This window comes from Paenibacillus thiaminolyticus (assembly GCF_007066085.1).
Taxonomy (GTDB): domain Bacteria; phylum Bacillota; class Bacilli; order Paenibacillales; family Paenibacillaceae; genus Paenibacillus_B; species Paenibacillus_B thiaminolyticus.
Genome location: NZ_CP041405.1, coordinates 492,474 through 517,225, shown reverse-complemented (window position 1 = coordinate 517,225; position 24,752 = coordinate 492,474). Strand labels below are relative to the sequence as shown.

The following is a 24,752-nucleotide window of genomic DNA, read 5'->3' as shown; positions in this document are numbered from 1 at the left end:
TACTTCAGTCCTTTTCTCGCCATAAAAATAGCACCCCTTAGAAATCATCGGATTAACCAGGGGGCTTATCCAATGTCCATTCTAAGGGGTATACTTCATATATTGCCCGGCCTTTTAAGGCATCACAACCACTTTCTCTTTACAGGATGCGCAATACTTCGCATATTGGATACAAGTCTCCAATGAATCGTCCGGTTCCATCGGCCACCAGCGGATCGCCCCTGCAGGCGCTTGGGAAGCGAAAAACTCCACTTCCTTGGGGATACGGCCCACAACGATAACCTCGGTGTTCTTAAAGCCCAACTCCATCCCCCTTTGGAAGACTTTTCTTAATTGAGTATGCTCCGTTTCCGGATGAGAGTAAGGAATCGGGAACAATATCGCAACTCGGGAAGTATCTTCATGAATGACATGAGCCGTTTTGCGGGCGGGATCGTGTACGGAGGTCTCCCATATGCGGCAGTACGGCAGATGCTCCGGCAGCTCCAGCTCGGTCAGCCTCGAATGAATTCTATCGTGGTATACCCGTTCCAGTTCTCTGACCAAGATCTGAATCTGCTTATTTCTTAGGAAAGTGGTGTTGTTTCCTCGTTCGTTCCGATATTGGATATAGAGTAAATCGGGAACGGCCGCGAACTTGGAACAAAGAAACGTCCGAATCAGCATGTCGTAATCATCGGCCACCAGCAACTCATCGCGATGACCCCCGACCAGATGATAACAATCCCGGGACCATGCGCGGGGATGATTCGGCAGCCCGACCAAGTGGCGTACGGTATTGCCGTTGATCGTCGTATGCCTCTGCGCATTTTGCCAGCGGTTCATTTCACGCAGCCATACCCGATAAGATACGCTGTATCCAAAACCGCAATCCCAGCCGTACCAATGCGCATGAAGGTTCTCTGCGTACACCTCGGTGCAATCCCCGTACACAAAGCCGCATTCGGGATTTTCCTGAAATGTTCGAACGATCTTCTCCAGGCAATCGGGCATCAGGTCGTCGTCATGATCCACCTCTACTAAGATTTCCCCTGTACAAAGACCTGCGGCATACCTTTTGAGCGCCCCAATATAGCCATTGCGGGAATCCTGGCGATATCTGCGCACGCGAGGGTCTTTTAAAGGAAGCAAGTCATTCTTGTAAGTCTCCTCGTTATCTCCGGAATCGTCCACAATGACCCATTCCCAGTTCGGGTAAGTTTGATTTACAAGCGATCGATAAGGACGTTGAATTCTTTCTTTTGACCTGTAGCTGGCCGTGAACACGGATATGAGAGGCGTATCGGAAGAAAAACGGGCAGGAGGAACGGCTTTGTTTTCGGGGAGAGGATCCGTCGCTCTGATCCAGCAGTAAAACAATTTATGCGATTCCAATTCGTCCGGAGAATGGAAGTGCAGCCAACGTTTTTTTTCCTGAATAGGCAGCGATCTTAGGGTTGCAAAAGGCTCCCAATCATCTCCGATGGACACATAGACACGCGGCTTCCGGGGGCCGGCACCGACTAATGGATCATCAGGCCCATACATTTTTACGGTGATGTGGTTTTCTTCCAACCCCAAGATTGGTTCTTTCAATTTATCTTTCGAAATCTTGTCTGTCAAAAACAGATGAACCGTCAATAAAGGAATGAAGTCCGATGACAAGAGTTGATTCCCCTTTCTCACATGTCGAACACAAGCTGGAGCCCAAGTGTCGATCTATTCTCTTCTTTCACATACGCAGTGTATTCCGCTGCTCTCCTATTTGTCCACCCAAAAGCCTTATATGAACGCACAATTCGCTTGAGACCGCATAGTTTGAGAGGTAACAATCCTTTCGTACAATGACGGACACAACTCATTTCTAAGAAAGGTGGAGTTATCTTGGAACATCCGTTGGTTAGTGTCGTGATTCCTGCTTATAACCGGCCCCATACGTTAAAAATCGCCATCGACAGCGTACTTGAACAAACCTACCCGAATATCGAAATCGTCATTTGCGACGACAGCTCCAATAACGAAGTGCAACAAATGCTGGAAGCGGCTTATCTGCCGTCTTATCCCCAGATTAAATACCATAAAAACGAGAAAAACCTGTTTCTTGAAAACTGGCACAAATGCTTCGACCTGGCCTCGGGGGAATATATCAATTACTTGATGGATGACGACGTATTTCATAAAGAAAAGATCTCTAAAATGCTTTTCTTTTTTAACGAATTCGAAAACATCACGCTAGTTACGTCCTACCGGCAAACCATGAATGAATCGGGGAGCTTTCTTCCCCCTATCGCCGCAACGGTCAGACTCTATGAAGAGACAAGAGTGATGGATGGACAAACGCTGGGGAACATCGCATTAACCCGTTGCTTAAATGTGATCGGCGAACCGACGACCGTATTGTTTAAAAAAGCAGACCTTACCGAACCGTTCGGAGTGTACCGGGGAAAGCAATACTCGCTGATCAACGATATGGCTGCCTGGTTATCGCTCTTGTCCAAAGGAAAAGCGGTTTATATTCCGGAAGCGCTCAGCTATTTTCGATTACATGCCAGCCAAAACAACAGCGTGCTTGGCTTTAAAGCGTTCAGCGAATGGCTCGATATCGCGATCGCCTCCAGAGAGGAGGGGTTTCTGGACACGGAGGAGTTGTACAAAACCGCCCTTCTTGCTTACCGCGTACGCGTGCAGGGATATCCGCAATTTGCAGCAGACATTGAGCGGATCGATACAATCTTGAATACGATAGAGTGAGGTTTGCGATAATTGGAGAGTCAGGTATTCGCCGTTCCCCCCATTCATGGGTTTCATACTCTAAGGTATACACATTGATTGGAAAAAGGATTCCAGTGAGAAGAGGTTGCCTTATGTATGAAATTCCGTTCTTGCGGCCGAATTTAGTCAAAAAGGAGCGGTTGCTTTCTTATTTTGAAAAAATAGAAGCTAGCCGGATTTACTCCAATTACGGACCCTTAAATCATCTGTTTGAAACGCGCGTGATTGCCCGAATGTTCGGCGGCATCGGTGCGGCCGTGACGGTGCATAACGCTACTCTCGGGCTGATGCTTGCGATTTCGCAAAGCAAGCGGCCCCGGGGCAAATATGCGGTGATGCCCAGCTTTACTTTTGCAGCGACCCCTCTTGCCGCCGAGTGGTGCGGGCTCGAACCATATTTCCTGGATATTGAACCGGACGATTGGCAAATGAACAGGGCGCAAGTGGCGGAAACGGTGGAGCGGCTGGGCGACCAGATCGCGGTCATCGTCCCTTACGCCACTTTCGGTTCGGCTATCGATTTATCCATATACGATAAACTGCTGCAGGAAGGAATTCCGGTCGTCATCGATGCGGCTGCCAGCTTTGGAACGACCGTTGCGGAGGATGCCGCACAATTCGGCAAAGGCTTCGGTGGAGCCGTGGTGTTCAGCTTTCACGCGACTAAGACGTTTGGCGTCGGAGAAGGCGGGCTGGTGTACAGCGCGGACCAGGATCTCATTCAGCGAATCCGCCGGGCCGGCAACTTCGGCTTCTCCAGCTCCAGGGAATCCGTAATGTTAGGCTTAAACAGCAAAATATCGGAATACACCGCCGCTATCGCTTTGGCCACGCTTGAAGGGTTCCAGGCAGCACAGGAGAGAAGAAAAACGATCATTGGCTATTATCGCCGTGAACTGCAGCAACAGGATGTAATGCAGCGGGGATGGTCTGTCCAAAAGATGCAAGGCCGGGTGCCCCTGCAATTTTTCTCTATGCTGAGCCCGGACCCTCCCGGCAACCGGGAAGTCATCCGGCGGTTAGCCTCCCACTCGATTGAAGCCCGGACTTACTTCTCCCCCGCATGCCATCAGCAGAAGCAGTTTCAGATCTACCCCCATTCCGATCTACAGGTGACGGAACGGATTGCAGATCGTATTATCAGTCTGCCGCTCTGGGAGGAAATGAATGAGGCCACCGTTGGGCGGATTGTTAAGGTGCTTGGAAGCATTACCGGGGGAAATGCCCTATGAGAAAGATCGTCATCTGGGGATCGGGCGGACACGCCCGCGAGGTCAACTGGCTTTGCGAAGAGATGGGAGTGCGTGTGCTCGGGCTCCTGGACGAACGGCCTGAAATGAAAGGCCAACTGGTGAATGGAGTTCCCGTATTGGGAACGCTTGACGATATCGAAGTGATGCGGCATGAGATCGAGATCGTCTGTGCCGGGGTCGGAGACCCGGCATTGAAGAAGCGATTCGCTTACGATACCATCCGGTCGGGATTCCGCGTCGCAGATCCGCTGATCCATCCGCGTGTCCGTGTGTCGAGGAGAAATATCGTGGGGCAAGGCACCATTATCTGCGAAGGGGCCATCCTGACCGATAATATCCGGATCGGATGCCATGTGATCATCAATCGAAGCGCCAACATCAGTCATGATACGGTCATTGGCGATTATGTCACCATCGCCCCGGGTGTGAATCTGGCGGGCAATGTGACCGTAGGCGAAGGAGCCTACATCGGCATCGGTTCCTCCGTACGGGAGAAATGCCGCATTGGCTCCTGGTCTATGATTGGCGGCGGAGCCTTTGTCAGAGGCGATATCCCTGACTTTACTATGGCTGCGGGGGTGCCAGCCGTCATCAAAAAACGGCTTGATGAGAAATAGGAAAGGAGTAAAATCATTTGGTTGATCATCTCAAACGCCAAGGTCCTTACTATTGTCCTTATTGCAATAATACGATTGTACGGTTTCGCCCGTGGCCGGATATTTACGATTTTCCCAAGTGCCAGTATGAAATGTGGAACAAGCAGACCGCCATGTGTCCCGTGTGCTCCTCTTTCGACAGGGAAAGGTTGTATAAATTCTATATTGAACGGGAAACGGATCTGCTCGCAAGGCCGCAAAAATTACTGCACATTGCACCCGAGAAAAATTTAAGAAATTGGTTAAAGGGGTATCCGAACATTTCCTATATTTGCGGCGATTTAATCCCTCAGGATTCGGAAATGGAACGGGTGGACTTAACGGCCATGCCTTACGCTGACGAAACATTCGATGCCGTTATTTGCAGCCATGTACTGGAACATGTTACCGAAGATCACAAAGCGATGGGAGAAATCTACCGCGTATTGAAACCGAACGGCTGGAGCATTCTGCAAGTGCCGATCGCTTTAAACTTCGGGGAGATTCTAGAGGACCCGGCGGTGACCTCGCCGCAGGCAAGACAAGAACAATTCGGCCAAGACGATCATGTACGCATTTATAATCGGAAAGGATTCGTTGGCCGATTGGAAGCGGCCGGATTTCATGTCGTTTTATTTAATTTGGCGGAAAAATACGGTGTCGAGGAAGCAAATTTGTATGGTTTGTCCGAGAAAGACACGCTGTATATCGGGACCAAGCAGACTGTTCCTGCACCATGAATCGACTGTCCCCCACTTGCGATTAGAAGCAAAAAGCCGGCTGCCGATTGGGAGACGGCTTTTTTTGCGCGTTAGCGGGCGAGGTCTTGGTTCCCCGTCGTGTCGTCTTCTTCCCCGGTGGAGAAAATCCCATATACTTCTCAAAGGCCTAATTTTACGGGATCCAAGAGCCCGCGTCGGATCCTGGGGGCATCATCGCCTTCAGGATGCATCATCGCCTTCAGGAGGTATCGTTGCCTTCAGGATGCATCATCGCCTTCTGGATGCATTATTGTCTTCTGGAGGCATCGTTGCCTCCTGGGGCTTGAACGTGTGGAGGGAATTGCTGCTATTTTACAGGAATTTCGGATCAATGAGTCCACATCCCAGGAATTGCTGCAAATCTACATCATTTTAGGCCCTTTTGCTTCAAGTCGAAGCGAAACGGGTGAAATTCCTGTAGTTTTGCAGGATTCCCTTTCTGGTCAAGTCGTCCATATCGAATTGCTGTATTAGCGCAGGATTTCGCTTACCAAATAGGCGTCTAGAGAAATCGTGCCGTTTTGCGGAATTCGCCTACCGGATAGACGTGTCTAGGGAAATGGTGGAGTTTTCAGGCCGTTAGAAAATTTTTTACGAAGGGGTGGAGATTGTCCATTTTCCTACTCAAAACTTGGACCCATAGCGTTTTAAATCGATTTTTTTCTACTGAGAGGCGAGATCCACCATATAAAAAATGAAGTGCCACAAAAGCCCTTGGACTTTCTCAACAGTCTGATATCTCCCCCGATTTTTAACTAAAATCCGGCCAATCTGGCGGCAGAAAGATCCAACAAGCTCGGTACTGGTGTCGGGAATAGCGAGTCGCTTCCCGACACATCGTTCCGGTTTGTAACCCGGAATGTCGGTTCAAGGCAACGTCCATCCCCTTGCTCAACTGACAGAATGAACGGAATCAGCTCCCTCATCGAAATGACCATGTCTCTGTGGAGGAACAGCACTTTTGCAGACATTGTGACCGACCGCTTGTTATCTTCGTGCCGGCGCACTTTTCTCGTTAAAAACAGATTACCCGGCAAATGAAGCTTTTACGGCCATTTTAGAAATATACGATTCCACCTCTGTAAAAGCCGAGTCTCGCAGCGCATGATCACATACTATATTAAAGGCTTCACTATCTTAAGTTTTTTTAGAAGTGGAGCCGCATCAGTATATGGAGGTGACATCTAGTTGGCCGAATCCGCATTTAGAGCTCGCGCGAGTGCAGATCAAATTATCACACCACCAGGACCGTTCTATTTATCCTTTCAATCCGTTGACTATGATTTGAACGGCGAGTACAACCCAGCGACTTCTACCTTCGTCGCCAGTGAGGGTGGCGTGTATACGATAAGCGTCAGCCTTTTGCTAGTGGCGAACTCTCTAGTGGAATTCATCGCACTCGTACTGGAAGGCCCCAACAACTCTGGAACTCTATTCATCCGAAATTTAGATCAACCTGATCTGGCTTTCACAGTAAACTATACCGCCCAAATGAATTTCAATCCGGGTGACACTCTGAGGGTAAATCTTGTACCCAACGCCGGAGTGGTTAGAGTCGTAGCCGATCCCGTTTATACTCATTTGGAAGCTGCACGGACAGATGGAGCAGTTGGGCCGACAGGACCTCAAGGACCTCAAGGACCTCAAGGACAGGGCGTTCAGGGCTTCCAAGGACCTCAAGGCACTCAAGGGCCTCAAGGGCCTCAAGGGCCTCAAGGACAGCGCGGCGTTCAAGGCTTCCAAGGACCTCAGGGCACTCAAGGGCCTCAAGGCTCTCAAGGACCTCAAGGACCGCAAGGACCTCAAGGACAGCGCGGCGTTCAGGGCTTCCAAGGACCTCAAGGCACGCAAGGGCCTCAAGGCGCTCAAGGACCGCAAGGACCTCAAGGACAGCGCGGCGTTCAGGGCTTCCAAGGACCTCAAGGCACGCAAGGGCCTCGGGGCGCTCAAGGCGCTCAAGGACCGCAAGGACCTCAAGGACAGCGCGGCGTTCAGGGCTTCCAAGGACCTCAAGGCACGCAAGGGCCTCGGGGCGCTCAAGGCGCTCAAGGACCGCAAGGACCTCAAGGACAGCGCGGCGTGCAAGGCTTCCAAGGACCTCAAGGCACTCAAGGACCACGGGGCGCTCAAGGCGCTCAAGGACCGCAAGGACCTCAAGGACAGCGCGGCGTGCAAGGCTTCCAAGGACCTCAAGGCACTCAAGGACCTCAAGGCGCTCAAGGACCTCGAGGCGTTCAAGGCGTTCAAGGGCCTCAAGGCGCTCAAGGACCTCAAGGTGTTCAAGGCACTCAAGGACCTCAAGGCGCACAAGGACCTCAAGGCGCTCAAGGACCTCAAGGCGACCAAGGACCTCAAGGCGCTCAAGGACCTCAAGGCGGCCAAGGGCCACAAGGGCCTCAGGGCGACCAAGGGCCTCAGGGTGATCAAGGGCCTCAAGGTGCTCAAGGACCGCAGGGACCTCAGGGCGACCAAGGGCCTCAGGGTGATCAAGGAACACAAGGTGCTCAAGGGCCTCAAGGACCTCAGGGCGAACAAGGGCCGCAAGGACCTCAGGGCGACCAAGGGCCACAAGGCGACCAAGGACCTCAAGGTGCTCAAGGGCCTCAAGGACCTCAGGGTGAACAAGGGCCACAAGGCGACCAAGGGCCTCAAGGTGAACAAGGACCTCAAGGCGACCAAGGGCCTCAGGGAGACCAAGGACCTCAGGGTGAACAAGGACCTCAAGGCGAACAAGGACCGCAAGGTGATCAAGGGCCGCAAGGACCTCAGGGCGAACAAGGGCCTCAGGGAGACCAAGGACCACAGGGCGATCAAGGAGCTCAAGGAGCAACTGGCGCTCAAGGGCCTCAGGGCGACCAAGGACCACAGGGCGATCAGGGACCACAAGGAGCAACTGGCGCTCAAGGGCCTCAGGGCGACCAAGGACCACAAGGCGATCAGGGACCACAAGGAGTAACTGGCGCTCAAGGGCCTCAGGGTGACCAAGGACCACAAGGCGATCAGGGAGCTCAAGGAGCAACTGGCGCTCAAGGGCCTCAGGGTGACCAAGGACCACAAGGCGATCAGGGAGCTCAAGGAGCAACTGGCGCTCAAGGGCCTCAAGGCGACCAAGGACCACAAGGCGATCAGGGACCACAAGGAGCAACTGGCGACCAAGGGCCTCAGGGTGACCAAGGACCACAAGGCGATCAGGGACCACAAGGCGATCAGGGACCTCAAGGCGATCAGGGACCACAAGGCGATCAGGGACCACAAGGAGTAACTGGCGCTCAAGGGCCTCAGGGTGACCAAGGACCACAAGGCGATCAGGGAGCTCAAGGAGCAACTGGCGCTCAAGGGCCTCAGGGTGACCAAGGACCACAAGGCGATCAGGGAGCTCAAGGGGAAACTGGCGCTCAAGGGCCTCAGGGAGACCAAGGACCACAGGGCGATCAAGGAGCTCAAGGAGCAACTGGCGCTCAAGGGCCTCAGGGCGACCAAGGACCACAGGGCGATCAGGGACCACAAGGAGCAACTGGCGCTCAAGGGCCTCAGGGCGACCAAGGACCACAAGGCGATCAGGGACCACAAGGAGTAACTGGCGCTCAAGGGCCTCAGGGTGACCAAGGACCACAAGGCGATCAGGGAGCTCAAGGAGCAACTGGCGCTCAAGGGCCTCAGGGTGACCAAGGACCACAAGGCGATCAGGGAGCTCAAGGAGCAACTGGCGCTCAAGGGCCTCAAGGCGACCAAGGACCACAAGGCGATCAGGGACCACAAGGAGCAACTGGCGACCAAGGGCCTCAGGGTGACCAAGGACCACAAGGCGATCAGGGACCTCAAGGTGACCAAGGACCACAGGGCGATCAGGGAGCTCAAGGAGCAACTGGCGCTCAAGGGCCTCAGGGTGACCAAGGACCACAAGGCGATCAGGGAGCTCAAGGAGCAACTGGCGCTCAAGGGCCTCAGGGTGACCAAGGACCACAAGGCGATCAGGGAGCTCAAGGAGCAACTGGCGCTCAAGGGCCTCAGGGCGACCAAGGACCACAAGGCGATCAGGGAGCTCAAGGGGCAACTGGCGCTCAAGGGCCTCAGGGAGACCAAGGACCACAGGGCGATCAGGGACCACAAGGAGTAACTGGCGCTCAAGGGCCTCAGGGAGACCAAGGACCACAGGGCGATCAGGGACCACAAGGAGTAACTGGCGCTCAAGGGCCTCAGGGAGACCAAGGACCACAGGGCGATCAGGGACCACAAGGAGCAACTGGCGCTCAAGGGCCTCAGGGCGACCAAGGACCACAGGGCGATCAGGGACCACAAGGAACAACTGGGGCTCAAGGGCCTCAGGGAGACCAAGGACCACAAGGCGATCAGGGACCACAAGGGGCAACTGGCGCTCAAGGGCCTCAGGGCGACCAAGGACCTCAGGGACCTCAAGGGCTGCTCTAAGGCGAAACTGATGTACCCGCGCCGTAATGAGCTTGATTTACAACAGATAAGTTACGCCAATATGAACTGGCTGCCGAGGGCTTCTCTCGGCAGCTTCTTTTTTAACCTATAGCTGGAAACTGTAAAAAAGCGAGGGCACATCGTCTTCTACCCTATATTGCAAGACGGTGACGAGAATATCGACAAATTCTTTGCCGCGATGCTGCCCGCGGGAGTCGACCTGAGCCATAACCACACGTTCTTCCGCCGAGGCAAAATGAATCTGCCGCCAACCGGTGTACGTCAGCCGGAGGGCGCTGGAACATATCGGCAACAACATGGGACACTTCATCTATAATGGGCTGCGTTTTCGAACAATACCAGTTCAGCGGCAAAAGGATGAATATCTGCTGCTCCATGGGAGCTCTTTTAGTTCATCCGATACAATTGCTGGAAGCGTAGTGATCTGTGTAATTTCCCAGGCTTCAGATTATAAAGTTACCTTTGCCGAGATAACAAAAGAAACACATCGCCTCAAGTTATCGATGTGTTTTAAGTTCCTAGAGCTTATCGATTACATTGTTAGTCTGGACACACGCCCTCAATGTAATGTTTGATTAATTTATTTTCTCTTTTAATATACTAATCATTTAATCCCTTAATCCCTTTCCATTCAGTATTTGCTGCATATATTTTTCAACCCTTGACTCTCGAGTTTTGGCTTGCTTGGGTTCAGAGAAATAAAGAATGTATGCTCTTTGCCGTCCCGGCGTCAATGCTTCAAAAGCAGTTTTCAAGGCAGGGATTTCATCGAGTTTATTTTGAAATTCTTCAGGAATCATGAATTCTGTATTCTTTTTAAAATTCACTTCCAGACCGGCTTTTTCAACTTCAATCGCTTCATGAATATAGGCTTTCAGGATGGTCTCCATTTCAACGATTTCTTGAAGATTGGTGAACCGGATCTGGCGCGCCGCCTGTACATTCTCCGTTTGTTGGATTAGAATCCCATGGGCATCCTGTAACAAGGCACCTTTGTGAAACAGAAGCGCACAATAGTCTTTAAATCCATGAATTAAAACTATATTTTTTTTCTGAAACGTGTAACAAGGATGCATCCACTTAAATTCTTCGGTCAGCTCACATTCAAGAACGATATCTCTCAATTTCTCATATTCTTCTTTCCACTTCGTAGCTTTACTTAAATATTCATCAACCTTTGGATTCATTCTGCTCTTTGTCATCAAGGAACACCCCTCTTCAATTTTTGGACAAGCTGACAGACAAGAACGATCGTACTTCCTACGAATGCCGCAAAGGCCGATATCAATCACCTGCTCAAATACTTGCTTGTCAGTGAATGTTTTGCGCTTAAAAGCTGTTTTGGCGTGCCTTCGAATATGACTTTACCGCCATTGCTGCCGCCTTCGGGTCCCATATCTATGATCCAATCGGCGTTTCTGATGACATCCAGGTTATGTTCGATTACAATAACTGTATTTCCGGCATCTACCAGACGATTCATGATAGCCAGCAGATGGGCGATATCTGACATGTGCAGTCCGGTCGTGGGCTCGTCCATGACGTAAATGCTTCCCTTTTTATGCAATTCGCTGGCCAGCTTGATGCGTTGGCACTCACCGCCCGACAGTGTGCTGAGCGGCTGGCCGAGTGTCAGATAATCCAGACCCACGTCACTCATGGCCTGCAGCTTACGCACAACTTCTGTGATGTCAAAGAATGAGAGAGCTTGTTCAATGGTCATCTCCAGCACATCGGCGATCGATTTATCGCCCAGTTTGTAGGCCAGCACCTCTTCTTTGAAACGTTTGCCGCCGCAAGCTTCGCAAGGTGTTCTGACGCCCTCCAAAAATGCCAAGTCGGTATAAACGACACCAAGGCCTTGGCAGTTCTCGCACGCACCTTTGGAATTAAAGCTGAACAGACCGGGTTTCACTTTGTTGGCTGATGCAAAGGCCTTGCGCACGTCGTCCATGATGCCCGTGTACGTGGCCGGATTCGAACGGGTCGAGACACCGATAGCCGTCTGGTCGATCACAATCGCATCTGGATGCTGTTGCAAAAACACCTCGTTGATCAACGTGCTTTTGCCGGAGCCGGCAACGCCTGTCACTACGGTGAATACCCCCGTTGGAATATCGACGCTAACATTGTTCAAATTGTGCAGATTGGCGCCCACGACGGATAGTTGGCCCGTTGCCGGGCGAAAATGGTCCTTCAGCGGCATCGACTGCTTCATATGATTGCCCGTCAGCGTATCGGCCTGCAGCAGACCGGAAAAGCTGCCTTCATAAACAATGGTGCCGCCGCGGCTGCCGGCAAAAGGACCGACATCGACGATATGATCGGCTACTTCAATCACATCGGGGTCGTGTTCGACGACAATGACCGTATTGCCTTTATCGCGCAGTTTTTGCAGCAATTCATTGAGCCGATGCACATCGCGGGGATGCAAGCCAACGCTCGGCTCATCAAAAATGTATACCGCATCCACGAGACTGCCGCTCAGATGTTTGACCATTTTGACACGTTGTGATTCTCCACCTGATAAAGTGTCGGTTTCGCGGTCGAGGCTGAGATATTCCAGGCCAATATCAACCAGGTGCTGCAGTCTTTCCGTTAAGGCTTTAACCATAGGTTCCGCTATCGGATCTTTTATTTCCTTTATAACCTCAATCAGCCGACCTACCTCCATGGAAGATAGTTCGGCAATATTATTTCCGTTGATTCTACAGTTAAGAGCCGCTTGGCTAAGCCGAGCGCCGCGGCAAAGGTGGCATGGGCCATCAGTTATAAACGGTTTCACCATTTTCTGGGTGCGTTCCGATTTCGTTTTGACATCTCGCTTGATGTACTTGCCGCTGAACTTCTCAATGATTCCCTCTAAGGTGAATTTTACAGGTTTCCCTCCGACTTGCATTTCAACCTTGTGCGGTTTGCCGTACAGAAGCTGTGCCATTTCTTGCTCGGTATAATCGGCAAGCTTTTTGTCGTTATCATACAAACCTGACTGGGTTAAAATATTCCAATCCCAGCTGTCAACACCGTAATCTGGAAGCAAAATGGCTCCTTCCCTAAGTGATTTGGACTTGTCCAGCGCTTTTTCCAAATCCACTCCGAGCTTGCGGCCAACGCCGTTGCATTCCGGGCACATGCCTTGAGGGTCGTTGAAGGAAAATGCATTGGCGTCACCTGCGTAAGGTTGACCCACACGTGAGTATAACAGCCGAAGTATAGGTGAAATATCGGTAATCGTCCCCATGGTCGAGTGAGCACCGCCGCCTAGGCGTTTTTGGTCGACGATAACCGCCATGCTAAGATTTTCGATCGCGTCTGCATCTGGTTGCGGAATACGCGGCAAAAAGGTGCGGACAAACATACTGAAGTTTTCATTCAGCAGACGCTGCGATTCCGCGGCGATAGTATCGAAAACGATCGACGATTTGCCGGAACCGGATACACCGGTAAAAATGGTGATTTTGCGCTTGGGAATGCGCAAAGATACATCTTTAAGGTTATTTTCCCGGGCACCGCGGATTTCTATATATTCTTGGGTCATAATATATCTTCCTTTAGAGAATTTTATGTTGTTTATAGCACGTTACCAAACGTTATGATTTCTTGTCAATTACTAATTTATGACAACTAGTCAAGGAATTAGCCGCGTCAAATACTGCCGACATACGTGTAAAAACAGATCACTTGATCGGAATAGATACCGCGAAGTGATCTGTTTTCTGATGTTGGCTATTTCACTATCCTACCCACTAATTTAGCATTATGGAAGGAGATGGGCAGTACCGGATGCGGCTATTGTTCCAACACTTTCTCAAGCTCGCCGCACCATCCACTCCAGCCATATTTAGCACCTTCGAGTCCTTGAGCAGTTGAGATTCCGGTTTGTTCGAGATGAAGGTTAACCTTTCCGTCCCCTACATCCTGCAGCGTCCAGGTGACGGTGTGCTTCTCCCCTCCGCTGGCCCAAGTATAGGACAACCGGTGTGGTGCGTCCACGATAAGCACTTCGCCCTCAATAATTCCATTCCACCATTCGGTCGGCTGCGTGCGAAACTGAAAACGGTGTCCTACGTCGGGCTTAAAATCATTTTCCATGATCCACTTGGCAAGCTTGCTTGAATCAGTTAAGGCGGACCATACCTTCTCGATCGATGCCGTGAACTGAAAATCCAAGGATAGAGTTAAACTCATTCTTCTTCCTCCTCCAAAATCGTTGGTTCACCCACTCCAAAATATTATTACCAAAGGACAGCCGTAAATTTCACCGCTTCATTAGTACGCGGCTCTTCGGACGTAGCGAAAGCAGTAACCACTATCCCCAGAAGCTTCTTCACGCAAAAGCGCCCCAACAGGTTCATTGACCTAGGGGCGCTTCCTTATCCTGCAACCATTTTTTCAGCTTATTTTACCGGTCCGGTTTCATTAAATATTGCACTATTTTTTGTTCTTCCGCTCCCTTGCCTTGGTACGCTCCCTTGCCTTGGAATACAACTTGGTAGCAAACCTGGCCGTCAAACCAGAAGTAGCTGACTAGACTAAGATCATCAGGGCCCTTAGGTGTGCCATCAAGATTATAAGGCTCTGTACGAAGCACTTCCTGCCCCTGAAGAGTTAAGGCTTTGAGCTTAATACTATTCCGTTCACCGCTAATTATCGAGAAAGAAACCCGGCCGTTCTTTTTCATCTTCTGATACATATCCCCGTTCAACATTTGCTTAAATGAGACGTCTTTGATACCGGAGTCAGCTTTATTTTTCTGATTGCGATCGCCTCGGCTATAAGTGACCGAAAACATCTTGCGCATGGAATCCTCATCATTTTCTACGTGATTGAAATTCGCTTTACGGGAAACATAGGAATCGCTGGCGGCAAAATCCCCGGGCAGCTTGCGCGGAAAAGCGGCTTTAAAACCAACCAGCTCCTGAGCACGCCGGATATCCTCAATATCATATAAATAGGTCAAGATTTTATCGTGATAATCATTATCTACATGAAGTTTGTTCAGCTCTGCATCGGGAAATTTCATGGAAGCGATGATTTTCTCCATTTCATTGCTGGACAAGATGTGGGAGCTTAATTCATAGCTTAGGCCTTGATCCTTCCAGATATAATAATATCTTTCAGGCTGTCCCTTCCACGTGGTCATGCGAATCGTAATTTTATAGCCTTCATCTATGCCGGCTAAGGATAGGGCTTCTTTCTCTATTACTTTCCCGCTATCCTCGTCTTGCTCTATGCTGAAAATTAGATCATTTTGTTTCTGGAGCTCATCGCCTGGCCAGATACTCAAGCCGAAGTTGCCACTGCTTTTGCTTTTCGTTTCAGTGAACGATAGGCCGACACGTGGTGGCGAATCATTAAACGTAATGCTCAACCCTCTAAAACCATAGCCCTCTGGCAGCCAGGAGGGAACTTTAAATGTAAACGGCGCCTCCTTCGCCCCTTTTTCAAGATTATCATATGACCGAATTTCTTCACTCGGAAATAGCATTTCATTCCCGCCGTCTTCGGCATGAACCCAAGCGGAAGCTCCCGCTTCGGATGCTCGCGCATTGGTCAGCGTTGCCGTACCGATCAAGAGCACGAGAATGACCGCCATCATTGAAAATTTATAAGAACCCTTTTTAAAAGATTGAATCATTCTAATTCTCCTCATCATCTCTTTTTGATCGTTCGAACCTTTGAAATAAAGAAGATGCGCCTGGCCTCTTCCCGCAGCATACCGTCTCAGAAATCCGATAATCGTCATGCCGTAAGGCACAGCCTCCTCTTCCCCAAGCGCCTCCAGAACACAGGCATCACAGGCCAGCTCCCGGTCGGCTTTCATCTGCCGCAGCATGAACCATACGAATGGATTCATCCAGTGAACAGCGAACACCAGACTGCCGATCATATTCCAGATCGTATCCTTTCGTTTGTAGTGGGCCAGCTCATGTGCGATGATGTGCTTAAGCAGTTGTTCATTGACTGCTTCCGAGATAAGCGATTGCGGCAAATAGACGGCTGGACGGAAAACTCCCGTAATATAGGGACTCTGAGCGGATGGATCCGCGTAAATCCCTACAGGGCGTTTAATGGAAAATAAGAGTCGGCATTGTTCCGCAATCTTCCATATCGCAGCACTGTCGACAGGTGTGAGATGTTTTTGTTTTCTTCGGAATCGCAGCCAGTAGGTCAGGTTATATCCGAGCAAGACGGCCGCACCCGTCAGCCACACTACAGCCAGCACACGAAAAGCCGGATGGCTTTCTCTCTCTATGCCCGCTTCGGCATGTTCTTCCGTATCCTTCAAGGTCACAAACGGATGAAAAACAGTATTCGTCTCAGCTTCATTCGTTGTATAATAAGGTTGATATGTGTTTTCTATTTGGCTGTGTTCGGATATCGTGTCAGGCTTGCCCAGCTGGTACGACAGCCCGAAGACAGCATTTTTTATGTCTGTCAGTGCAGGAACTGCATTAAACAAGCTTACCGGACTTTGGGGCAGCACCGGCAGCATGAGCCTCAACAGTACAATTAGCCATAGTGCATGCCTCACCCGCGCATGGATGCGTCTGCGGAACAGATGCTGAACTGCCAGCACCACGACTGCAACTGCGCTTGCCATCAGCGTCGAGGCAACAAACCAATTGAAGAGACGTTCAGCTATATCCATGGTATAACCTCATTTGGTTAAATTTCACGCTTGTAAGGCTGTGATCAGTCTTTTGAATCTTTAGATTCTTTTCCTTGCTTCTCCAGCAAAATTTGCTGCAATCGCTCAATCTCCTGTTCTGACAGCTGGGTCTCCTCCAAAAAATTGGTCATCATTAATCCGGCTGCGCCATTGAAGACTCGGTTTAAAAAAGAACGGCTTTCCGCGCGCACGCACTCTTTTTCCGAAATTAGCGGATAATACAGATAGCTTCTGCCCGATTTCTGGTAGCCCAGCGCTTTTTTCTTCATTAGCCGGTTGATAAAGGTTCGGACCGTCTGATCGCTCCAGTCCGTGCCCTCCGGCAAATGCTGCACAATTTGCTCGGCTGTCATCGGGTTTTTCCGCCAAATGACCTTCATGATTTCCCACTCAGATTCCGAAATCTTGGGCATTTTCTCCATTGTGTGTCCTCCCTTCTCATCTCAACTTAACTATTACATATGTAAATATAACCGATGCAAGAAACTATTACAACTGTAAATTCAAAAATTCATTTTTATCTAAACACTTGACCTTAGGTCTGACCTAAGGTGTATCGTTGAGATATTCCAAGCTTTATCCTTAGGAGTGAACGAGATGAAAAGTGAAATTACAATTAGTGAATTAGCGAAGCTTATGAACGTGTCTGCTCACCAAATTCGTTATTTTGAAGAGAAAGGCGTTCTTCAGCCCAGCTACACAGATAACAATCAGTATAGAATGTACGGCATCGAGCAAGTATACGAGCTGGCGCATATTCTATTGCTTCGCAAGCTGGGAGTCCCTGTTCCATCCATTAAGGAATGCATGACTTCCTTTACTGCGGATCAATTTCGACAGCTTCTTCATTCTTCCCTGCGAGAGATAGAGATGGAGCTGCAGCGTCTCATGGAGCTTCAACAGTTCATTACCAAAGTGCTGCAGGAACAGCATAACGTAACTGCACAGTCCAACCCGTATCAAATCAAGCGGCGAGACACCACCTATTTTGTGCGCTGGATGGAAATGGATTTCCACACGAAGCTTACTGCCACACGATTAGCTGATCACACGAAGCGCATTCCGAACTTGTTCGAAATGGATATTCATTATATATATGACGGTTCACACATCAACGCGTTGTGCCTGGAAGTACAAGAACCTGGCGATTTTGCTTTGCCTGAGGGAGATTACCTGTCGATGCAGTGCTCCATTCAGGAAGAGGATGAGCTTGAACAAGTTATTGAACAGTTTTACGACTATGCTGCTGCACAATCTTATGTTATATCAGGGCCCCTAGTCCTCATTGAAAAATCTTATTTATCTCTCTTTATCAACAACAAGGTTCAATACGAACTGCAAGTCTTGATAGAACCGGTGACAAATCCGTAGGAGGGAATGATCATGACTGCCTCACGAATAACGATTGAACCGATGCAGGCCAAGTACAATCCACAGGTCAGCCGATTGATCGTTCACGGGTTTCGCGGGAAATTCCAACACCTGACGAGCCTGAGCGATGAAGAGCTTGCTCTTTTTTTCGAGAAGCTGTTTGATCAATTTCCCGCTGAAGCGGCAAGTCGAAGGATTGTCGCTCTGCAAGAGGAGCAAGTTATCGGAACTCTGTCTATCAAATGGAATGCGGATTCAGGAAAAAAGCAAGAAAATAGAAAGCTTCCTTCGTGGAGGAGTTTTCACAGCATTGGAACGTGGGACTTTCTTAAATTGTTAATTGGGCTCTCTTTATTAGACCATCAACCGCAAGCTGGGGAATGTTATATTGCTGACGTTGCTGTCCATCCCGATCATCGAAGCAAGGGAATTGGAAAAATGCTATTGGAATGGGCACAGCAGCTTGTCCACGCAGAGCCAAGCCTGAATATGCTAAGCCTGCACGTCTCGGGTAAAAATCCGCGGGCCAAGCATCTGTACGAGCAGTTATCCTTCTATACTCATTCACAAGGAAATAGTATCATGCGTCATTTTTTGTTCAATGAAAGGAAATGGCACTATATGATCCTGAGATTGAAATAGTTGAGCAAGCGGTTGGCATCCCTTGGTTACGCCTCTTTGTCCCTGAACAAAAGAGGAATTAACGGGTCGGAAGGCAACTGGCTGCATCAGAGTATAGATGATCGTGTGGAAGAAGCCCGTCAGGCCATTGCATGGGCACAACAGCAGCCGATGATTGACGAGAAGCGAATCGGGGTTTGGGGAGCAAGCCAAGCGGGTTGGGTTATTCCCAAGCTGGCCAAGAAGGAACCGCTCGCATTTAGCCTCCTTCTATCGCCCGCAATTAATTGGTTAAGTCAAGGACAATACTATACACGCATTGAAATGAAAAACGATGGATACTCCGAAGCGGAGATTCAAGACAAAGAGGCGTATGACCGGCAAGTGCGCAAGCTTTTGGAAAAACAAGCTTCCTATGAAGAGTATGTAAAAATAGCTCGCGAAAATAGCCTCATGTCAAAAGACAGATGGACATTTGTCAGCAAAAATTTCTTATCGGATGCCACTGATGATCTTCGTAATTTCAATACACCTGTGTTATTGATTCTGGGCGAAGAAGACTTGCAGGTCGATGTGAAGGAGACGGAACGGGTATATCGCGATATCGTAAAACCTGAGCTGCTGACCGTAGCTGTCTTCCCTGATGCCGATCATTCCATGTTAAGCAAGCAAACGGCGCATTCGAATCTGCGGGCACTCTTCATTAGTCTCTTCACTCCCAGACAAATTACGATACCGGCTTATATGGATGAAATCGAACAATTTCTGAAGAAACTTCCTAAACACACTTAATCAGAAAAGGATGCTCTTCACGACTTCGAAGACCATCCTTTTTATACTTCCCTATGAGATTAAATGATGCGTTTCTCTGTCTCTATCATTTGACCTAGCTCTCCTTTTTTATTTCTCGCTGTGGCCATTCAACGGTGAGGCCTGCTGCCTATTATCTACTAAGCCCGCACCACCGACAGTCTGAATCAAGCAGTTGTATGTCGCCCTTCACTTTTCCGTATAAAACGCTTCGCACCGAGTATAACGAGTGATACAATGATGCCCCCAATAATAATCATACTTATCGTGATCGAGCCGACAAGTCCAGGCATTGATTCGTGGAAGGTTATGATTGGTCCGCCATATTGATGCGGCGAGAAGACAAACCGGATGATTTCTAAGTAGGCAAGGTGAAACCCAATCGATGCCCAGAGACTCCCGGTCCATAGACGGAGCAGCTGCAAACATGTTCCAAAGCTTAGAATTAATGTGACATAAAAGACGTTAATGGTGTTTCCAGGAGCAAGTCCAAAGAGCACTTGAAGCCCGGTAGCTGTCATAGGGACAAGTATAAATAGAATAATTTGAAATAAAACAGCAAGCCAAGCCGCGAATCGATGACGTAAGAGATCATACAGCATGCCTCGCAATCCTAATTCCTCTGGTAAAGCTTCAAATAGAAAAGCAACGATAACATTGGTAAGCAGCGCAGCAAACCACTGATCGGGGGTATGCCATTTTTCAATGACAACCCACCCTTGAGAACTGGCTATTATGAACCCTAATGAAGCCAGTGCAATTGCCAAGAGAACCCCAGTCATAAAGTGAGGCAGTCTTTTCCAGGAGTATACTGATGGTTTGGATTTAACACCAGTGATCTTATAGACATGCGGATACAAATACAAAATTATCGGAACAACCAGCCCGCTCATTACAATACCCTGAACGAACGTTCGAGAATTTCCTGATAGGCCGAGCAACTGGTTAGCAGCTTCACCGGCAAGACCAGCTAGGAACAGACTCACGACTAATGTTGACCATCCGGCGAGCACCAAAAGTATCCATTTTTTATTTTTCATTTGACCAGCCCTTCCTTATTATTCATCACCTTGGCCATACAACTGCGCGGCCTCCTATAAGTCCTTTCTCGCAAACAAAGCTGCAGTTAAGAAGCAGGAAGCAATGAACAGCAATAAGATGCCGATCAGAATCAAATATAAGATTGGGTCAGTATGTAAGCCGTTCACGTGGATCATATTCATAAACATAGCCGTAGGCTGCGCCAGAGCAATTAGGGCTATAAAGAACACACCATTAATAATAGAGGTTCCTTTCTTGCTAAGCGTATAAAACAGCGGCAAATAAATGGAAGCCAGGGCAAGCACGATGGCTGCTGGTCCTAGTATGTCCATAACCGTTAAGTTTGGCTTGTTAAGCTCTGGGACAGCTATTTTAACGAGCGAGTGGATGCCATAAGAAGCAAGAACTCCAAAAAGTGTGTAAATGATGGCCGTTATGTATTTTGCTTGAATAATATGCTTGCGCTTAACAGGCAGCGTAATCAGAAAATTGTGGTTATGGTTTTTAATATCGATGTTCGTACCGAGACTAAGCATGGAGAAAGCCGTATAGATACCCACAAGGTGTACAGACGAAGAAAGCTTTGGTATAAAAAAAGCACCGAATACAGCAAGATACAGGATACTTATCCACAGTGAGCTTTTCAATGCGATGAAGTCTTTGCGAAGCAAGTTAAGCATGAATGCGCCCTCCCTTGGCAGTGAAATACATGATGTCTTCTAAGGTGGGCTTATCTAGAAGCGCATAATTTCCGAACAACTGCGCGACCTCCTGCCTATTATCTACTAAGCCTTCAAAACCAACAGCAGTCTCGCGAATTCCGACAAATTTGTTTCGAATATCTGAATCGAGCAGTTGTGAGTCACCTTTTACAATGGCGTATCTGTCCAGCACTTCATCTTTCGCCTCATTGAATACGAGCTTGCCACGATTGATGAAAGCAATGTAGTCGGCAATCCGATCTAAATCTGTTGTAATATGGGTCGAGAAAATAATCGAATTTCTCTCATCCTGCATCATATCCGCAAGCAGGTCGAGTAATTCCCTTCTAAACACGGGATCAAGTCCAGAGGTAGGCTCATCCATGATGAGGAGCTCAGCCTCATGCGATAACGCAACAGCAAGGGATAGCTTGACTTTCATCCCCTTGGATAAGTCTTTGATCTTCTTCTTGGGAGACAACTCGAATTGTTCAAGATAGCTGTTGAACTTCTTTTCGTTCCATTTCTTATAGAAGGGCGCAATCATTCTCTTCGTGTCACGAATCGTAAGATGCTCATAATAGAAGCAATCATCCGATACAATACCGATGCGCTGCTTAATGTCAATCTCTTGGTTCGGCATATCGCAGCCTAGTATTTTGACACTCCCGGAGTCAGGACGGATCAGGCCGATCATCATCTTGATCAAGGTGCTTTTACCAACGCCATTCGGACCAATGAGACCGGTAATGTAGCCCTGCTTCACATCCAAAGATACTTGATCTACTGTAAATTCAGGGTATGTTTTCGTTAAATTACGTAATTCTATTGCATTCATGGTGACTGTTCCTCCTCGAACAATAAAGTCAGATGCTCGATTAAATCTTGTTGACTCATGCTTAATTCCCTGCTGTCTTGAATGATTTCTAACATTTTCTCTTCTAATCTTTTCATGCGCTGCTCCCGAATGAACTCTTTATTTGCTCCTGATACGAAACAACCCTTACCTACAACAGTGTCGATTAGCTCCTCTTTCTCCAACTCTTCATAGGCACGCTTGGTCGTGATAACACTAACCTGCAGATCCTTGGCAAGCTGTCTAATGGAAGGAAGGCTGTCTCCTGCTCGCAATTCACCGCTCAGGATGCTCTGTCTTATCTGGTTCATGATCTGTATGTATATCGGGTCGCTCGACGCGTTGGATATGATGATGTTCAGGTTCCCTCACCTCGCTGCTGTCAATGGGGTGCATACCGTATATATATACTATATACACTATTCACTTTTGCGTCAATTGAAAAATGTGAAACCATTGCTCACCGCCATCTTTATATTCCTAAAAAAATAAACCAGCCAGAAATTCTGATTGGCCTAATCATACAAAAAGCCGCATATTACGCGGCATTGGGGCACCTGCCCATTTTATAGGGTCAAGTGCCCTTTTTTCAATTTCAGCATATTGTAAATTATGCAAGCGAAGGCTTCCAAATCGAGATTTGCCAGAAGAGGGTTAACAATGCTTTGCCCCTCACAAGATTAGGAGGAAAACCAACCATGACGTACCATCAACCTTTCGTTCAGAACCCGGCCGGCTTCCAGGGTTCCGAGCCGTCCGAGCAAGCACTCGAGCAGTCGATTATTCAAATTAGACCTCGCGATGACGTGTTTCACGAGTCCCATTCTACCTGGCACCATATTCCTCATCATCACGAACACCATCCCGGGATGTGTCATCCTTGGGGGGACGTGATGGTTCACCCCTGGGAGCATGCTCATTATCCGTCCATGATCCATCCCTTCATGCATCATCCATGGGATCCGCATATGGATGACCTTGATCCTTATCTGTCTTCAGGGTGGGATTGCTGCCCGGTCGACTACCATCATGATTGGTTCCATCCATGTCCATGGGACCATCCCCACGCGCATGGCCATCATTCGTGGGATACCCATTCGTGGGATACCCATCATTGGTAAGAGAATTCCGGTCTCCCTTGCTTGAATGGGGGGCATCGCTAACAACATGACCGTTTGCGTCAATGTTGTTAGCGATGTTTCATTTATTTTAACGGCTCAAACTGCCCGTCAAGCGCCATCGTTGACGATAGGGACCGACCGGTATAAAAATCAGCCCCGCCTCATCCCGGAAAGCTGTTCGATAAAGCGCATCGCTGGAATTGGCGTCAAACGCGAGAAGCGGACGCCCTCCCATCCCGAGGGCGGATGCTGCCAGCAATAACCGGTGTACGAGCATCCCCGCCTCCATTTGCTGTATACGGTATCCCCGCTTGCCGAGCTGCGATTGGAAGAACCCCCTCTTCCCTGCCACATGCAAACAGAGCGGGACTTGAGACAAATTGATATTGGGAAGCGGCATTCCCTCCTGCATCCGCTGCCGGTGATCTCCAAGGCACACCGACTGCAGCGAATGCATGGCACCATCGTACCGATAGGCGCCATCCGGAACGTCTTCGACCCCGTAGAAGCAGCCATAAAGGCATACACGGGGTTCCGGCCGCTCCTGCAGGCCATCCAGGTCGTTGCGATACGTGAAGGAAGCCGTCGCTTCCCGAAGCAGAGCGGCAAGCCGGGAGAGACCGATCGGCTTCAGAACAAATTCCGTCTCGGGCGAGAACCGGTTCCGGCACACCGCCGCCAGATCATACGACAAGCGGTCTACAGGCGGCAGAGGCAGTGTGAGCGCTTGATCCGGGAGTGCTGGCTCATCTTGCCGGATCTGTCGGAACAATCGCGTCGAATCCAGTCGGGACGCATCACTCATCCGAAGCAGCAGCGGATAATCTGCAATCCGCCGCGACCTGACATAGTGATCATGATTGATTGGCGACAACTCCCGGCACAGAGCGGAGGCGGAAACCGAGTCCTCCCCCTCACTCCCGCTTTCCATCCACCGGATCGCGGGTTCCGTCGATAACGGGATTACCGCATACACGCTCTCCTCCTGTTCCGGTAGTCCGAGCAGATGGTTGATGGCTTGATCGAGAAATTGAAAATGCACGCCGGACGAAAATCCGAATCGTTTTGCGACTTCGAGCAGCTGTCCGATCAAGACGCCGGCGTCCAGTCCCTGCAACCGGTAGGCGATATTATTATATTTGTAAAAGTTTTTCCAGTAAACGGTAGATACGAACGCGGCTCCGAAGCAACCGTTCACGTCGCTGCGATGACCGAGCGACCTCGCCAAAAAATCTTCGAAATTCCCTTCGCGCAGCAACGCCAACCGATGATGCGCCGCATCGTAATGGTATACGCCGGCAGGCAATTCGCCAAGCTTAAGATAAAGATACAGTTCGCTCGGATATAGCCCGCCTCCGGAAGCAACGAAGCGCCGGCACATTTGCAAGACGCCTCCCGATTCTTCCGAGGGATCCCGTTCCATGACGGATTGGGTCAATTGCGCAAGCCCGTATACATAGTAGAGGAAGTGTCCGATATCGCGGATGCTAGGCACACCGGGCGTATCCCTGCCTTCGAGCGTTGCCGGCACTTCCCTGGATAGCGGAAACATCGGCAAGCCGCGATAAAGCTTGTAAGGAAGAGGCGCGTCATCCCAGTCCGTCTCCCAATCCAAGGGCTTGACCTTATCCGGATCATATTGCAAACGGTGAAGAAAATCGTCCAGATTCATCAGACTCATCGCTTTCCTCCCTGGCTTCAACCGCCCC

Annotated in this window: 23 protein-coding genes; 12 read left to right on the top strand and 11 right to left on the bottom strand. The window is 49.5% G+C overall.

Annotated features, from left to right (window positions below; translation table 11 throughout):
• Positions 1–114: 114 nt before the first annotated feature.
• On the bottom strand, positions 115–1,644 hold the full coding sequence (locus tag FLT43_RS02195) for a glycosyltransferase (RefSeq protein WP_087443540.1): 1,530 nt from the start codon (positions 1,642–1,644) through the stop codon (positions 115–117).
• Positions 1,645–1,863: 219 nt separating this feature from the next.
• Between FLT43_RS02195 and FLT43_RS02190 the strand changes: the two genes are divergently transcribed.
• From FLT43_RS02190 to FLT43_RS29630, 8 genes are all read left to right on the top strand, one after another.
• Positions 1,864–2,730: a glycosyltransferase family 2 protein gene (locus FLT43_RS02190; RefSeq protein ID WP_087443541.1), complete on the top strand. Its 867-nt coding sequence runs from the start codon at positions 1,864–1,866 to the stop codon at positions 2,728–2,730.
• 113 nt (positions 2,731–2,843) lie between these two features.
• Positions 2,844–3,983 (top strand): DegT/DnrJ/EryC1/StrS family aminotransferase, encoded by a 1,140-nt coding sequence (locus FLT43_RS02185; RefSeq protein ID WP_087443542.1) that lies wholly within the window; start codon positions 2,844–2,846, stop codon positions 3,981–3,983.
• Entirely contained in the window at positions 3,980–4,621 is a 642-nt protein-coding gene (locus FLT43_RS02180) for an acetyltransferase (protein WP_087443543.1), read from the top strand. Before FLT43_RS02185 ends, FLT43_RS02180 begins: the two co-directional genes overlap by 4 nt.
• A 17-nt stretch (positions 4,622–4,638) precedes the next feature.
• Positions 4,639–5,379: a methyltransferase domain-containing protein gene (locus tag FLT43_RS02175; RefSeq protein ID WP_087443544.1), complete on the top strand. Its 741-nt coding sequence runs from the start codon at positions 4,639–4,641 to the stop codon at positions 5,377–5,379.
• Between the two features lie 1,621 nt (positions 5,380–7,000).
• A complete protein-coding gene (locus FLT43_RS29645; protein ID WP_181823473.1) occupies positions 7,001–8,356 on the top strand; it encodes a hypothetical protein in 1,356 nt (451 codons plus the stop codon).
• A 21-nt stretch (positions 8,357–8,377) separates the two neighbouring features.
• Complete coding sequence (locus tag FLT43_RS29640; protein ID WP_181823474.1) at positions 8,378–8,662, top strand: hypothetical protein; 285 nt, start codon at positions 8,378–8,380, stop codon at positions 8,660–8,662.
• Between the two features lie 21 nt (positions 8,663–8,683).
• On the top strand, positions 8,684–8,977 hold the full coding sequence (locus tag FLT43_RS29635; RefSeq protein ID WP_181823475.1) for a hypothetical protein: 294 nt from the start codon (positions 8,684–8,686) through the stop codon (positions 8,975–8,977).
• A gap of 21 nt (positions 8,978–8,998) precedes the next feature.
• The gene (locus tag FLT43_RS29630; RefSeq protein WP_181823476.1) at positions 8,999–9,517 is read left to right on the top strand and encodes a hypothetical protein; all 519 of its coding nucleotides are present in this window, start codon (positions 8,999–9,001) and stop codon (positions 9,515–9,517) included.
• 940 nt (positions 9,518–10,457) lie between these two features.
• Here FLT43_RS29630 and FLT43_RS02165 read toward each other — a convergent pair.
• The 5 genes from FLT43_RS02165 to FLT43_RS02145 all read right to left on the bottom strand — a co-directional run bounded on the left by FLT43_RS02165 (position 10,458) and on the right by FLT43_RS02145 (position 16,944).
• On the bottom strand, positions 10,458–11,051 hold the full coding sequence (locus FLT43_RS02165) for a YdeI/OmpD-associated family protein (protein ID WP_087443546.1): 594 nt from the start codon (positions 11,049–11,051) through the stop codon (positions 10,458–10,460).
• An 86-nt stretch (positions 11,052–11,137) separates the two neighbouring features.
• Entirely contained in the window at positions 11,138–13,387 is a 2,250-nt protein-coding gene (locus FLT43_RS02160) for an ATP-binding cassette domain-containing protein (protein ID WP_087443547.1), read from the bottom strand.
• 251 nt (positions 13,388–13,638) lie between these two features.
• Positions 13,639–14,037, bottom strand: coding sequence for an SRPBCC family protein (locus FLT43_RS02155; RefSeq protein ID WP_087443548.1), 399 nt, complete (start codon positions 14,035–14,037; stop codon positions 13,639–13,641).
• Between the two features lie 214 nt (positions 14,038–14,251).
• Complete coding sequence (locus FLT43_RS02150; protein ID WP_087443549.1) at positions 14,252–16,501, bottom strand: M56 family metallopeptidase; 2,250 nt, start codon at positions 16,499–16,501, stop codon at positions 14,252–14,254.
• A 44-nt stretch (positions 16,502–16,545) separates the two neighbouring features.
• Positions 16,546–16,944, bottom strand: coding sequence for a BlaI/MecI/CopY family transcriptional regulator (locus tag FLT43_RS02145; RefSeq protein WP_087443550.1), 399 nt, complete (start codon positions 16,942–16,944; stop codon positions 16,546–16,548).
• 175 nt (positions 16,945–17,119) lie between these two features.
• Here FLT43_RS02145 and FLT43_RS02140 point away from each other — a divergent pair, with 175 nt between their 5' ends.
• From FLT43_RS02140 to FLT43_RS02130, 3 genes are read left to right on the top strand one after another with little or no spacing between them, the layout of a single operon-like run.
• Positions 17,120–17,893, top strand: coding sequence for a MerR family transcriptional regulator (locus FLT43_RS02140; protein ID WP_087443551.1), 774 nt, complete (start codon positions 17,120–17,122; stop codon positions 17,891–17,893).
• Between the two features lie 12 nt (positions 17,894–17,905).
• Positions 17,906–18,535, top strand: coding sequence for a GNAT family N-acetyltransferase (locus FLT43_RS02135; RefSeq protein WP_087443552.1), 630 nt, complete (start codon positions 17,906–17,908; stop codon positions 18,533–18,535).
• Positions 18,536–19,306: an alpha/beta hydrolase family protein gene (locus FLT43_RS02130; RefSeq protein ID WP_244194263.1), complete on the top strand. Its 771-nt coding sequence runs from the start codon at positions 18,536–18,538 to the stop codon at positions 19,304–19,306. It begins immediately after the preceding gene.
• Between the two features lie 185 nt (positions 19,307–19,491).
• Here the strand turns inward: FLT43_RS02130 and FLT43_RS02125 are convergent, their stop codons facing one another.
• From FLT43_RS02125 to FLT43_RS02110, 4 genes are read right to left on the bottom strand one after another with little or no spacing between them, the layout of a single operon-like run.
• Positions 19,492–20,364 carry a CPBP family intramembrane glutamic endopeptidase gene (locus FLT43_RS02125; RefSeq protein WP_087443553.1) on the bottom strand — a complete coding sequence of 291 codons (873 nt, stop codon included), beginning with the start codon at positions 20,362–20,364 and terminating at the stop codon, positions 19,492–19,494.
• 54 nt (positions 20,365–20,418) lie between these two features.
• Entirely contained in the window at positions 20,419–21,045 is a 627-nt protein-coding gene (locus FLT43_RS02120; protein WP_087443554.1) for an ABC-2 transporter permease, read from the bottom strand.
• A complete protein-coding gene (locus tag FLT43_RS02115) occupies positions 21,038–21,904 on the bottom strand; it encodes an ABC transporter ATP-binding protein (protein WP_087443555.1) in 867 nt (288 codons plus the stop codon). Before FLT43_RS02115 ends, FLT43_RS02120 begins: the two co-directional genes overlap by 8 nt.
• Entirely contained in the window at positions 21,901–22,233 is a 333-nt protein-coding gene (locus FLT43_RS02110) for a GntR family transcriptional regulator (protein ID WP_174818236.1), read from the bottom strand. Before FLT43_RS02110 ends, FLT43_RS02115 begins: the two co-directional genes overlap by 4 nt.
• A gap of 387 nt (positions 22,234–22,620) precedes the next feature.
• Here FLT43_RS02110 and FLT43_RS02105 point away from each other — a divergent pair, with 387 nt between their 5' ends.
• A complete protein-coding gene (locus FLT43_RS02105) occupies positions 22,621–23,043 on the top strand; it encodes a hypothetical protein (protein ID WP_115057886.1) in 423 nt (140 codons plus the stop codon).
• 88 nt (positions 23,044–23,131) lie between these two features.
• Here FLT43_RS02105 and FLT43_RS02100 read toward each other — a convergent pair whose 3' ends face one another.
• Positions 23,132–24,724 (bottom strand): SagB family peptide dehydrogenase, encoded by a 1,593-nt coding sequence (locus FLT43_RS02100; protein ID WP_087443559.1) that lies wholly within the window; start codon positions 24,722–24,724, stop codon positions 23,132–23,134.
• Positions 24,725–24,752: the final 28 nt, after the last annotated feature.

What these genes read in the sequence shown, in the direction of transcription:
- FLT43_RS02160 (WP_087443547.1), bottom strand. Translation starts at nt 13,387, where the DNA reads ATGACCCAAGAATATATAGAAATCCGCGGTGCCCGGGAAAATAACCTT.
- FLT43_RS02140 (WP_087443551.1), top strand. Translation starts at nt 17,120, where the DNA reads ATGAAAAGTGAAATTACAATTAGTGAATTAGCGAAGCTTATGAACGTG.
- FLT43_RS02110 (WP_174818236.1), bottom strand. Translation starts at nt 22,233, where the DNA reads ATGAACCAGATAAGACAGAGCATCCTGAGCGGTGAATTGCGAGCAGGA.
- FLT43_RS02155 (WP_087443548.1), bottom strand. Translation starts at nt 14,037, where the DNA reads ATGAGTTTAACTCTATCCTTGGATTTTCAGTTCACGGCATCGATCGAG.
- FLT43_RS02185 (WP_087443542.1), top strand. Translation starts at nt 2,844, where the DNA reads ATGTATGAAATTCCGTTCTTGCGGCCGAATTTAGTCAAAAAGGAGCGG.
- FLT43_RS02135 (WP_087443552.1), top strand. Translation starts at nt 17,906, where the DNA reads ATGACTGCCTCACGAATAACGATTGAACCGATGCAGGCCAAGTACAAT.
- FLT43_RS02180 (WP_087443543.1), top strand. Translation starts at nt 3,980, where the DNA reads ATGAGAAAGATCGTCATCTGGGGATCGGGCGGACACGCCCGCGAGGTC.
- FLT43_RS02115 (WP_087443555.1), bottom strand. Translation starts at nt 21,904, where the DNA reads ATGAATGCAATAGAATTACGTAATTTAACGAAAACATACCCTGAATTT.
- FLT43_RS02150 (WP_087443549.1), bottom strand. Translation starts at nt 16,501, where the DNA reads ATGGATATAGCTGAACGTCTCTTCAATTGGTTTGTTGCCTCGACGCTG.
- FLT43_RS02105 (WP_115057886.1), top strand. Translation starts at nt 22,621, where the DNA reads ATGACGTACCATCAACCTTTCGTTCAGAACCCGGCCGGCTTCCAGGGT.
- FLT43_RS02125 (WP_087443553.1), bottom strand. Translation starts at nt 20,364, where the DNA reads ATGAAAAATAAAAAATGGATACTTTTGGTGCTCGCCGGATGGTCAACA.
- FLT43_RS02100 (WP_087443559.1), bottom strand. Translation starts at nt 24,724, where the DNA reads ATGAGTCTGATGAATCTGGACGATTTTCTTCACCGTTTGCAATATGAT.
- FLT43_RS02145 (WP_087443550.1), bottom strand. Translation starts at nt 16,944, where the DNA reads ATGGAGAAAATGCCCAAGATTTCGGAATCTGAGTGGGAAATCATGAAG.
- FLT43_RS02120 (WP_087443554.1), bottom strand. Translation starts at nt 21,045, where the DNA reads ATGCTTAACTTGCTTCGCAAAGACTTCATCGCATTGAAAAGCTCACTG.
- FLT43_RS29645 (WP_181823473.1), top strand. Translation starts at nt 7,001, where the DNA reads ATGGAGCAGTTGGGCCGACAGGACCTCAAGGACCTCAAGGACCTCAAG.
- FLT43_RS02165 (WP_087443546.1), bottom strand. Translation starts at nt 11,051, where the DNA reads ATGACAAAGAGCAGAATGAATCCAAAGGTTGATGAATATTTAAGTAAA.